The sequence below is a fragment of the Staphylococcus sp. 231237_7MaSpsaltlick genome (assembly GCF_043107035.1).
The window spans coordinates 499,231-511,672 of the sequence record NZ_JBICNX010000003.1 but is presented as its reverse complement, the minus strand read 5'-3'; the positions used below and the strand labels follow the sequence as shown (position 1 = coordinate 511,672).

The following is a 12,442-nucleotide window of genomic DNA, read 5'->3' as shown; positions in this document are numbered from 1 at the left end:
GACTTGAACTTACACGTGGTAAGTGAAAGAGGAGAAAGAGAAAATGAGGAAAGATGCGAGCGCTTGGCTACATGTCAGAAAAGCGCCTTAGCGCCGATGGTAGCAGACTTACGTTCCGCAAGAGTAGGGTAAGTGGAATATAAGCGCTAAAGCGCTTATATAAGTACCACTAAACTAAAAAGGTAGAAAATAGAAATCTTTAATACATAGATTAATAGATATAATGTCATAAAAACAACTGTAATAAGTGGTACTTTACAGTCAAAAGGAAACCGTAAGGTCTCTTTATTTATATCCTAAGCGCTTAACTTAAGTATTACTAATCTCAATTTATTTTATTGTTTTAATCATTTCTTAATTAAAGTCTTAATTAAAGCTTGTGTGTGAATTTCAAGTTTTGAAAATTGGATTCCACCGAATCCTAATATGAATTTTACATCTTGTAAGTTTTGATCATATTCATTAAATGGTATGATTTTTAGGTTGTTTTGTTTTGCTCTCTTTAAGCACTCGTCTAATGTAAGACCATTTCTTACTGTTAAGGTGAAATGCATGCCAGCAAATGCACCGTTGACTTCTAATTGTTCTTGGTAAGGTGTGAGTGCATCAATTATGAATTTCAATTTAGCCTTATATACCTTCCTCATTTTATTTAAATGGCGTTCAAAACTACCTGATTCCATAAAGCTAGCTACCATTTTTTGCAAATGAGTTGGGACGGTATTACTTTCTTTATTGGAAAGTGTATCGTATCTTGAACAAAGATTTTTTGGGAGTACTAAATACGCCATTCGACAACTTGGATAAAGAGATTTTGAAAAAGTACTGATATATATCACTTTGTCTTTAGTATCTAAACTTTGTAAAGCTGGGATAGGTTTGCCGAAGTAACGAAATTCCGAGTCATAATCATCTTCAATTATATAACGCTGTTCACTTTGTTGTGCCCATTGAATGAGTTGGGTACGCTTTTTTAAATTCATTACATACCCAGTAGGGAATTGATGTGATGGCGTAACATATGCAACATTGTGATTGAATTTCTTAAATGCCTCTAAAGCAATACCGGTTTTTTCTACTGTAATTTGTTTATATTTGATTTGTTTTTTATCTAGTATTTTTTTAATTGGGGGATAACTCGGATTTTCAATATAAAATTGGGGTTTATTTAGAATGTCTGTCACTAAATTAATCAATTGTTCAGTTGAAGACCCAATTATTATTTGTTCTGGATGACACGTTACCCCACGACTATTAAAAAGGTAATGTGCAATTTCTTGTCTCAATTGCCATTCTCCTTTTGGGTTTGTACGTTGTAATAGTGATAGTTGATCATCTTCGAAGGCGTCTCTAGCATATTTTCTAAATTGTTTCATTGGAAAATATTCTGCATCTATTTCTGATAAGTTAAACGCCAAAGTTTCATTGTTATTTTCATTATTACTAGTTTCATTAGAACGATATGAGATAGTTTGATTGGGTGATTCATTTAAATGTGTAGCATTGCGATTAACAATAGGTAAGGTTTCGATGTCGGACACGAAGTATCCTGATCGCGGCTTGGAATAAATATAGCCTTCATCTAAAAGTAGTTGATATGCATGTTCTATTGTTGTATGACTGATTGATAGATGCTGGCTCAAAGCTCTCTTAGATGGAAATTTATCATTAGATTGGTATTGGCCTTCGATGATTTGCTGTTTTAAATTTTCATATAAATTGAGATAAAGATGTTTATTAGGCATTTAACTGACCCCTTGAAATATTTTAAAATTGTACCTTTTTAAATACCAGTTTATCTTTTAAAATGAATTTAATCAACTAAGTAAAGGGGTAATTTATTCATGTCTAAAGTTACTGGATCAGAAAGAGTAAAAAGAGGAATGGCTGAAATGCAAAAAGGCGGCGTTATCATGGACGTTGTTAATGCAGAACAAGCTAAAATTGCAGAAGAAGCAGGTGCCGTTGCGGTAATGGCATTAGAACGTGTACCTTCTGATATAAGAGCTGCAGGTGGTGTAGCACGTATGGCTAATCCTAAAATTGTAGAGGAAGTTATGAATGCTGTTTCAATTCCTGTTATGGCAAAAGCACGTATCGGTCATATTACTGAAGCACGTGTACTAGAATCTATGGGTGTTGACTATATCGACGAATCTGAAGTTTTAACGCCAGCTGACGAAGAGTATCATTTACGTAAAGATGCATTCACTGTACCATTTGTATGTGGTTGCCGTAATTTAGGAGAAGCTGCTAGAAGAATTGGTGAAGGTTCTGCGATGTTACGTACTAAAGGTGAGCCAGGTACAGGAAATATCGTTGAAGCAGTGAGACATATGCGTCAAGTAAATGCGGAAGTTAGTCGTTTAACTGTAATGAACGATGATGAAATTATGACTGAGGCTAAAAACATTGGAGCACCATATGATGTTTTAAAAGCAATTAAAGACAATGGTCGTTTACCAGTAGTTAACTTTGCTGCAGGTGGTGTAGCAACTCCTCAAGATGCTGCATTAATGATGGAATTAGGTGCGGATGGCGTGTTCGTTGGTTCTGGTATTTTCAAATCAGAAGATCCTGAAAAATTTGCAAAAGCAATTGTTCAAGCTACAACGCATTATCAAGATTATGAATTGATTGGTCGTCTAGCTAAAGAATTAGGCACAGCAATGAAAGGTCTAGACATCAATGAATTATCATTAGAAGAACGTATGCAAGAGCGTGGATGGTAATATGAAAATTGGTGTACTAGCATTGCAAGGTGCTGTGCGAGAGCATATCAGACATATTGAACTCAGTGGACATGAAGGTGTAGCTGTAAAGCGTGTAGAGCAATTAGCAGAAATTGACGGATTGATTTTACCAGGTGGCGAATCTACTACATTACGTCGATTGATGAACTTATACGGTTTTAAAGAAGCGTTACAACAATCTACTTTACCTATGTTTGGCACATGTGCAGGTTTAATTGTGTTAGCACAAGACATTGTAGGTGAGGAAGGTTACCTAAATAAATTAGATATAACAGTTGAACGTAACTCATTTGGCAGACAAGTAGATAGCTTTGAAAGTGAGTTAGATGTAGCTGGGATTGCGAAAGATATTGAAGGCGTATTTATAAGAGCGCCTCATATTGTAGAAGCTCACGGTGAAACGAAAGTGTTAAGTGTTGTGGGTGAGAAAATAGTGGCAGTTCAAGAGGGACGTTATTTGGGTGTTTCATTCCATCCAGAATTAACGGATGATTATAGAGTCACTCAATATTTTATTGATCACATCGTAGCACCTACTACTGTTGAAAAAGTATAATAAAAAAAGCAGTTTGGTTAAATTAACCAAACTGCTTTTTGTTGTTTATTAAATGAAGAATCCTGCAATTGCTGCAGAAATAAATGATACTAATGTTGCACCGAAAAGTAATTTTAAGCCAAAACGTGCAACTACGTCACCTTTTTCACTGTTAAGTGATTTTATAGCTCCAGAAATAATTCCAATTGAACTAAAGTTAGCAAAAGAAACAACGAATACAGAGATTACACCTTTAGCGTGATCACTAATTTCCTTTGTCTTACTTAAGCTTTGCATTGCAACGAATTCATTTGATAATAATTTAGTTGCCATAATTGAACCAGCTTGTACAGCATCGTGCCAAGGTACGCCAATTAAGAATGCAAATGGCGCAAAAACAAACCCAATTAATGTTTGGAAATCCCATGTGATACTACCACCACTAACTGCAGTGAAGATAGCACTAACAACCCCATTTAATAATGCAATGATAGCAATGTACCCAATTAACATTGCACCTACGATAATTGCGACTTTAAATCCATCAAGGATATATTCACCTAGCATCTCGAAGAAAGATTGTTTCCCAGCTTCACTTTCTTCTACGATTAATTTATCTTCCTTTGCATCAACTTTGTAAGGATTGATGATTGAAGCGATAATGAAACCACCAAATAAGTTTAATACAACAGCCGTAACAACATAGCGTGGTTCAATTAATGTGAAATACGCGCCGATGATTGAAGCAGAAACAGTCGACATTGCTGAAGCAGTCAATGTATATAAACGTTGACTTGGAATGTGTGCCAGTTCCTTTTTCAGTGAAATAAACACTTCTGATTGTCCAAGGATTGCTGCAGCTACTGCATTATAAGATTCTAAGCGTCCCATTCCATTAATCTTAGAAATAGCTAAGCCTAAAACATTAATAATCCAAGGTAAGATTCTCGTATATTGTAAGATACCGATTAGTGCCGAAATAAATACAATTGGTAATAACACGTTAAAGAAGAAAGGTGGGTTTTTAGGATCTACGAATTCAAATCCGCCGAAAACGAAATTAACCCCTTCTGCAGCTTTAGCTAATAGATAATTGAATCCATCAGATATAGCGCCGATAACTGTAATACCGAATTTAGTTTTAAGTAAAATAAACGCAAATACAAGTTGAATAACAAGTAACAGACCAACGTATTGCCAACGTACTTTCTTTTTGTCAGAACTAAAAAGGAAAGCTAGTCCTAAAAATACAGCAATTCCAATTAATCCAATGATAATGTGCATAATTTTTTCATCCCTTTTATTTTTTCTTAATACCTATAATACAATAAAATATCAGTCTCTGAACATCATTAATCAAAAATTTTTCAAACATATTGGTTGAAAAAGGTCAAAGTTGGTCATATAATATAGTCAAAGAAGGTCAAAAGAGGTGATAATCATGCACAACATGTCCGACATCATAGAACAGTACATTAAAAAATTATTTGAAGACGCCAATGAAGACGTGGTGGAAATCCAACGTGCAAATATTGCACAACGTTTCGACTGTGTGCCTTCGCAATTAAATTATGTAATCAAAACACGTTTTACTAATGAACATGGTTATGAAATTGAAAGTAAACGAGGTGGCGGTGGTTATATCCGAATCACTAAAATTGAAAATAAAGATGAAACTGGGTATATTAACCATCTACTTCAATTAATTGGACCTTCAATTTCACAACAACAAGCGTATTATATTATAGATGGTTTGTTAGACAAATCTTATATCAACGAGAGAGAAGCAAAAATGATTCAAGCAGTTATTGATAGGGAAACGTTGAAGATGGATGTAATTGCTAGAGATATTATCAGAGCAAATATTCTTAAACGTTTATTACCTGTGATTAATTATTATTAAAGTAAAGTGAGGTGTTTGGTCGTGCTATGTGAGAATTGTCATTTAAATGAAGCGGAAGTTAAGTTAGCAGTTAAAGGACAAGATGGCGTGAATGAGAAATGGGTTTGTTCAACTTGTGCCCAGGGAGGAAATCCATGGACGCAGAATCAACAACTTCAGTCTCAAGATGATATTGAAGGTGCATTTGTTGTTAAACAAATTTTACAGCATTTAGCAGCTAAACACGGAATTGAATTTGATGAAGTAGCTTTTAAAGAAGCAAAACGATGTCCAACTTGTCGCATGACACTAAAAGATATCGCACATGTCGGTAAATTTGGTTGTGCAGACTGTTATGCAACTTTCAAAGATGACATTGTTGATATAGTGCGACGAGTACAAGGTGGCCAATTTGAACACACTGGGAAAACACCTCGTTCATCATATAGAAAGTTAGCATTAAAGAAACAAATTGAGGAAAAGTCAGAACACCTCAATAAGTTAATCGAAGAGCAAAACTTTGAAGAAGCAGCTGTTGTTCGAGATGAGATCAAGGCACTAAAGGCGGACAGTGAGGTGAGCCGCGATGAGTAAAGATTATATTAGTCCTTATATGAGTGAATGGATGCGTGATAAAGAGGAAAGTCCAGTTGTCATGTCATCGAGGATTCGTTTGGCAAGAAATTTAGAGAATCATGTGCACCCACTTATGTTTCCATCAGAACAAGATGGATTTAGAGTGATAAATGAGGTACAAGATGCGCTTCCAGATTTGTCGATTCAACGTTTGGATACGATGGATCAACAGAGCAAGTATAAACTTGTTGCGAAACATCTTATAAGTCCAGAGTTAATAAGACAGCCAGCTTCAGCGGTATTACTCAATGATGATGAGTCGCTTAGTGTAATGGTAAACGAAGAAGATCATATTCGTATACAAGCGATGGGTAATGATTTATCATTGAAATCACTTTTCGAGAAAGCATCTCATTTAGATGACGAACTTGATAAGGCAGTTGATATTAGCTTTGATGAACACCTAGGTTATCTCACAACTTGTCCTACAAATATCGGAACGGGTATGAGAGCAAGTGTGATGTTGCATTTACCAGGATTATCGATAATGAAACGAATGAATCGTATTGCTCAAACGATTAATAGATTTGGTTTTACGATTAGGGGTATATATGGGGAAGGCTCTCAAGTTTATGGTCATATATACCAAATTTCGAATCAATTGACATTAGGTAAAAATGAAGAAGCAATAATTGAGAGTTTAACTGAAGTGGTTCAACAAATTATAAATGAAGAATTACAGATTCGTGAACGATTAAATGAACATAATCATACGGAAACGTTAGATAGAGTTTATCGATCGTTAGGAATTTTGAAATATAGTAGACTCATATCAATGGAGGAAGCTTCGTTAAGATTAAGTGAAGTGAAACTTGGCATTGATTTAGGCTATATTGAATTGAAAGACTTCAAATTTAATGAGTTGATGATTGCGATACAATCACCATTCTTATTAGATGAAGAAGACGAGAGAACCGTGAATGAAAAAAGAGCGGATATATTGAGAGAACATATCGTTTAGGAGGTCATGTTATATGCTATTTGGTAGATTGACAGAGCGTGCGCAACGCGTATTAGCACACGCCCAAGAGGAAGCAATTCGATTAAATCATTCAAATATTGGAACAGAGCACTTACTTTTAGGTTTAATGAAAGAACCAGAAGGTATTGCTGCTAAAGTCTTAGAATCCTTTGATATTACTGAAGAAAAGGTAGTAGAAGAAGTTGAAAAGCTTATAGGGCAAGGACAAGAGCAAATGGGTGCGTTACATTACACACCAAGAGCGAAGAAAGTAATTGAATTATCAATGGATGAAGCTAGAAAGTTACATCATAACTTTGTCGGCACTGAACATATTTTACTTGGTTTAATTCGTGAAAATGAAGGTGTCGCTGCTCGCGTATTTGCAAACTTAGATTTAAATATTACAAAAGCACGCGCGCAAGTTGTGAAAGCTTTAGGTAGTCCAGAAATGAGTAATAAAAATGCACAAGCAAATAAATCAAATAACACACCAACACTCGATGGACTTGCACGTGACTTAACAGTAATTGCAAAGGATGGCACTTTAGATCCTGTTATTGGTAGAGATAAAGAAATCACTAGAGTTATTGAAGTATTAAGTCGTCGTACAAAGAATAATCCAGTATTAATTGGTGAACCAGGTGTAGGTAAAACTGCAATTGCAGAAGGTTTAGCACAAGCAATCGTTAACAATGAAGTACCTGAAACATTGAAAGGCAAACGTGTCATGTCACTAGATATGGGTACAGTTGTTGCCGGAACAAAATACCGTGGTGAATTTGAAGAGCGCTTGAAAAAAGTTATGGAAGAAATTCATCAAGCTGGTAACGTTATCTTATTCATCGATGAGTTGCATACACTAGTAGGTGCAGGTGGTGCAGAAGGTGCAATTGATGCATCAAACATCTTAAAACCAGCACTTGCACGTGGAGAACTACAATGTATCGGTGCGACAACATTAGACGAATATCGTAAGAACATTGAAAAGGATGCTGCGCTAGAACGTCGTTTCCAACCTGTGCAAGTTGATGAGCCAACAGTAGAAGATACAATTGAAATCTTAAAAGGTTTACGTGATCGCTATGAAGCGCATCACCGCATTACGATTTCAGATCAAGCACTTGTATCAGCTGCTAAATTAAGTGACCGTTATGTATCTGATCGTTTCTTACCAGATAAAGCAATTGACTTAATTGATGAAGCAAGTTCAAAAGTTAGACTTAAAAGTCATACAACACCACCTAACTTAAAAGAAATCGAGCAAGAAATTGAACAAGTGAAAAATGAAAAAGATGCAGCTGTTCATGCTCAAGAATTTGAAAATGCAGCTAATCTTCGCGATAAACAAACTAAATTAGAAAAACAATATGAAGATGCTAAGAATAAATGGAAAAACACACAAAACGGTGAAAATACTTCACTTTCAGAAGATGATATCGGTGAAGTTATCGCTGGTTGGACTGGTATTCCATTAACAAAAATTAACGAAACTGAATCTGATCGTCTATTAAACTTAGAAGGTACACTTCATGAAAGAGTTATCGGTCAAAAAGACGCTGTTAATTCTATTAGTAAAGCTGTGAGACGTGCTCGTGCAGGATTGAAAGATCCTAAACGTCCAATTGGTAGCTTTATCTTCTTAGGACCAACAGGTGTAGGTAAGACAGAACTTGCTCGAGCATTGGCTGAGTCAATGTTTGGTGAAGATGACGCGATGATTCGTGTTGATATGAGTGAGTTCATGGAGAAACATGCTGTGAGTCGTTTAGTCGGAGCACCTCCAGGCTATGTAGGTCATGATGATGGTGGTCAATTAACAGAAAAAGTAAGACGTAAACCTTATTCAGTTATCTTATTCGATGAAATTGAGAAAGCACATCCTGATGTCTTCAATATCTTATTACAAGTATTAGATGATGGACATTTAACAGATACTAAAGGTCGTCGTGTTGACTTCCGAAATACGGTAATCATTATGACTTCAAACGTCGGTGCACAAGAATTACAAGATCAACGCTTTGCTGGTTTTGGTGGCGCATCAGAAGGTGAAGATTATGAAACAATTCGCAAGACGATGATGAAAGAATTAAAAAATGCTTTCCGTCCAGAATTCTTAAACCGTGTTGATGATATTATCGTATTCCATAAACTATCTAAAGACGAATTAAAAGAAATCGTTACAATGATGGTGAATAAATTGACAAATCGTTTGTCTGAACAAGATATCAATATTCACGTAACTGAAGCTGCGAAAGAAAAAATTGCTGAAGAAGGTTATGATCCAGAATATGGTGCAAGACCTCTAATTCGTGCAATTCAAAAAACAGTTGAAGATAATTTGAGTGAATTAATCTTAGACGGTAATCAAATTGAAGGTAAAAACGTAAATATTGATTACGATGGAAAAGAATATAAGTATGATATAACTGATAGAGTTCCAACAGAACAAGATAAAGAAACAACTGAATCGTAAAGCTTAATGTGCAGTACAATTATAGTGAATGACTATAATTTAGCTGTACGATATACTAAAGAAGTGACTAGCTAATTTCCTGTGATTATGAAATTGGTTAGTCACTTTTCTTTTTTTAAAATTTAAAATGCACAAAATGGTGAAAGATTTAAGATATCGATGAAGCTTTGTCGATGTTGCCTTGACATGAAACTAGGCAATTCATATAGACTTATTATCAACATGAGTGAAATTAATTAATGCAAAGAACTTATATATAGTTGGCACAACACGTGATAACGTGGTAACTTATTAAAATAACTTTCTGCGAAAATGAATATCATAAATAGAAATACTATAAATAATATAGTAATTGTTCAAAAAATAAATGGAATGAGAATAAAGTTTGTCATTAAGCAAGTAGAGGTTTAAAATAGATTTGTTCATAGAAAGTTGGAGGTGCGAATTTGGCCAAAAAGAAAGTGATTTTTGAATGTATGGCATGTGGGTATCAGTCGCCTAAATGGATGGGGAAATGTCCGAATTGTGGTGGCTGGAATCAGATGGAGGAAATCGTTGAACAAAAGGCAGCGAGTCCTAAACATGGCGTGCGTAGCCGTGATAATGTTGCAAAGGTACAAAAATTAAATGATATTCAACATGAGAATACACCTAGAATTATCAGCAAATCAGCTGAATTTAACAGAGTGCTTGGTGGTGGAATCGTTAATGGTTCGTTAGTGCTCATCGGTGGGGATCCTGGTATTGGGAAGTCAACATTGTTACTACAAGTATGTGCGGCTTTATCGCAATCCTATAATGTACTCTATATAACAGGTGAGGAATCACTCAACCAAACTAAATTAAGAGCTGAAAGATTAGATGAAGATTCAAGTCAGCTCAATGTATTTGCTGAAACAGATTTAGAAGTCATTCACGAAACTGTTAAACAATTGAAGCCGGATTTGCTCGTTGTGGATTCAATTCAAACAATATTCCATCCTGAAATTAATTCGGCACCAGGTTCGGTATCCCAAGTCAGAGAAAGTACACAAAGTTTGATGAATATCGCAAAGCAGATGAATATCGCGACTTTTATCGTTGGACATGTGACGAAGGAAGGGCAAATTGCTGGACCTCGTTTGTTAGAGCATATGGTGGATACAGTGCTTTATTTCGAAGGTGATGAACATCACGCATACCGCATATTGCGAGCTGTGAAAAATAGATTCGGTTCGACAAATGAGATGGGTATTTTTGAAATGAAACAAAGTGGGTTGAAAGGTGTTAAGAATCCTTCAGAAATGTTTTTAGAGGAACGTTCTACCAATGTTCCAGGTTCGACCATAGTTTCGACCATGGAAGGCACTAGACCATTATTAATTGAAGTGCAGGCGTTAGTGACGCCCACAACATTTAATAACCCTAGAAGAATGGCAACAGGGATAGACCATAATAGACTTAGCCTTCTTATGGCAGTGTTAGAAAAAAAGGAGAATTATCTTTTACAGCAACAAGATGCATATATTAAAGTTGCAGGCGGTGTTCGATTGACTGAACCTGCCGTCGATTTAGGGATAATCGTTGCAACAGCGTCGAGCTTTAAAGATTTGGCTGTTGATGGTTTAGATTGCTTTATAGGTGAAGTAGGTTTGACTGGCGAAGTGAGAAGAGTATCGCGTATAGAACAGCGTGTTCAAGAAGCGGCTAAACTCGGATTTAAAAGAGTTATTATTCCGGAAACGAATATTGGCGGTTGGCAATTCCCAGAAGGCATAAAGGTAATAGGTGTTAAAAGTGTACATGAAGCATTGAAGTATGCTATTAACAAACAGTAAATTTCTAAAACATACAGATAACCATAATTGGGAATCTGTATGATTTTCTTGAGAGAGGAGAGTTAAACTTGAACGTGTTAAGGCTTATTGTTATCTTGTGCTACGTTATACTCGGTGCAAGTTTAGGTGTGTATCTCATACCAGAAATCATTGTTGATGCAGGTTTGAGTAAATTCACACTACTCACTAACAACTATTTTAATGGTTTGTTAGGTATTGTTATATTCTTTTTAATATTTGGATGGTTTATAGGTAAAGCAACATTAGCTATGAAAGAGCTTGAACAGGCTATTATGCGTAGAAGTGCCATTGAAATTCTATTTGCAACAATCGGATTAATTATTGGTTTGTTAATTTCAGTAATGATTTCATTTATTTTCCAAATTATTGGGAATACAGTATTAAATCATTTTGTGCCTGTTATTGTGACAATTATTCTGGGTTATTTAGGGTTTCAGTTTGGACTTAGAAAGCGTGATGAAATGCTATTGTTTTTACCGGAAAATATGGCGCGTTCAATGTCAATCAATGCACGCAATGCTGTACCTAAAGTGATTGATACAAGTGCAATCATCGATGGTAGAATATTAGATATTATTGAATGTGGTTTTATTGATGGGGAAATCTTAATTCCTCAAGGTGTGATTAATGAGTTGCAAGTAATTGCAGACGCAAACGATAGTGTAAAAAGGGAAAAAGGACAACGTGGTTTAGATATTTTAAATAGTTTGTATGATACTAAATATCCGACTCGAATCATTCACCCAACTAAATCTCATAGTGATATCGATGCTATGTTGATAAAGTTAGCACAACATTATAGAGCACATATTATTACGACGGATTTCAATTTAAATAAAGTATGTCATGTCCATGGGATTCAAGCATTAAATGTCAATGACTTATCAGAAGCGATTAAACCTTCTGTACATCAGGGAGATCAATTCAGTTTGTTGTTAACCAAGATGGGAAAAGAACCTGGACAAGCTGTAGGTTATTTAGATGATGGTACGATGGTCGTTGTTGATAATGCTAAAAAACATGTTGGTGAACATATAAATATAGAAGTCATTAGTTTATTGCAAACTTCTTCTGGAAGAATTATCTTTGCAAAAAAACTGGCTTAATTTTCTTGAAGGTTTGATGTGAAAGTGTAGCATAGGTTGTTACAATTTCACATCAAACCTTTTATTGTTATTGTGTCCTATTATTGCTACTTGTAAGAGGAATTACAGGGGAATTTAAGCAGAGTGATACCATAATAACCTTGAAAGTGCTACAATAGATAGCGAAATTGTATTGTTATGTATCGTAGTAGGGTTGTGTTTCTAAATTAAAACTTAGTATTAAGTGTATAGTGGCACTTTGAAATTCATCATGCT

General features: G+C 35.3%; 10 protein-coding genes. 8 read left to right on the top strand and 2 right to left on the bottom strand.

Annotated elements, in window-relative coordinates:
- Positions 1-347: 347 nt before the first annotated feature.
- Positions 348-1,745: a MocR-like pyridoxine biosynthesis transcription factor PdxR gene (gene pdxR / locus ACF91D_RS08570; protein ID WP_107589869.1), complete on the bottom strand. Its 1,398-nt coding sequence runs from the start codon at positions 1,743-1,745 to the stop codon at positions 348-350.
- A 99-nt stretch (positions 1,746-1,844) separates the two neighbouring features.
- Between pdxR and pdxS the strand changes: the two genes are divergently transcribed.
- Together pdxS and pdxT are read left to right on the top strand one after the other, a co-directional pair.
- Entirely contained in the window at positions 1,845-2,732 is an 888-nt protein-coding gene (pdxS, locus tag ACF91D_RS08565) for a pyridoxal 5'-phosphate synthase lyase subunit PdxS (protein ID WP_042737944.1), read from the top strand.
- A 1-nt stretch (position 2,733) separates the two neighbouring features.
- On the top strand, positions 2,734-3,309 hold the full coding sequence (gene pdxT, locus ACF91D_RS08560; RefSeq protein ID WP_042737945.1) for a pyridoxal 5'-phosphate synthase glutaminase subunit PdxT: 576 nt from the start codon (positions 2,734-2,736) through the stop codon (positions 3,307-3,309).
- Positions 3,310-3,357: 48 nt separating this feature from the next.
- Here the strand turns inward: pdxT and ACF91D_RS08555 are convergent, their stop codons facing one another.
- Positions 3,358-4,572 carry a NupC/NupG family nucleoside CNT transporter gene (locus tag ACF91D_RS08555; RefSeq protein WP_042737946.1) on the bottom strand — a complete coding sequence of 405 codons (1,215 nt, stop codon included), beginning with the start codon at positions 4,570-4,572 and terminating at the stop codon, positions 3,358-3,360.
- Between the two features lie 157 nt (positions 4,573-4,729).
- On the opposite strand from ACF91D_RS08555, the gene ACF91D_RS08550 reads away from it, so the two are divergent.
- The 6 genes from ACF91D_RS08550 (at position 4,730) to ACF91D_RS08525 (ending at position 12,187) form a co-directional block, all read left to right on the top strand.
- Positions 4,730-5,191, top strand: coding sequence for a CtsR family transcriptional regulator (locus tag ACF91D_RS08550; protein WP_042737947.1), 462 nt, complete (start codon positions 4,730-4,732; stop codon positions 5,189-5,191).
- Between the two features lie 21 nt (positions 5,192-5,212).
- Positions 5,213-5,764 carry a UvrB/UvrC motif-containing protein gene (locus ACF91D_RS08545; protein WP_042737948.1) on the top strand — a complete coding sequence of 184 codons (552 nt, stop codon included), beginning with the start codon at positions 5,213-5,215 and terminating at the stop codon, positions 5,762-5,764.
- Complete coding sequence (locus ACF91D_RS08540; RefSeq protein WP_042737949.1) at positions 5,757-6,767, top strand: protein arginine kinase; 1,011 nt, start codon at positions 5,757-5,759, stop codon at positions 6,765-6,767. The genes ACF91D_RS08545 and ACF91D_RS08540 overlap by 8 nt, the downstream gene beginning before the upstream one ends.
- Before the next feature lie 13 nt (positions 6,768-6,780).
- Positions 6,781-9,243: an ATP-dependent Clp protease ATP-binding subunit gene (locus tag ACF91D_RS08535; protein WP_042737950.1), complete on the top strand. Its 2,463-nt coding sequence runs from the start codon at positions 6,781-6,783 to the stop codon at positions 9,241-9,243.
- 446 nt (positions 9,244-9,689) lie between these two features.
- Positions 9,690-11,060, top strand: coding sequence for a DNA repair protein RadA (radA, locus tag ACF91D_RS08530; protein WP_042737951.1), 1,371 nt, complete (start codon positions 9,690-9,692; stop codon positions 11,058-11,060).
- A 68-nt stretch (positions 11,061-11,128) separates the two neighbouring features.
- Entirely contained in the window at positions 11,129-12,187 is a 1,059-nt protein-coding gene (locus ACF91D_RS08525) for a PIN/TRAM domain-containing protein (protein ID WP_107526764.1), read from the top strand.
- The last annotated feature ends 255 nt before the right edge of the window (positions 12,188-12,442 follow it).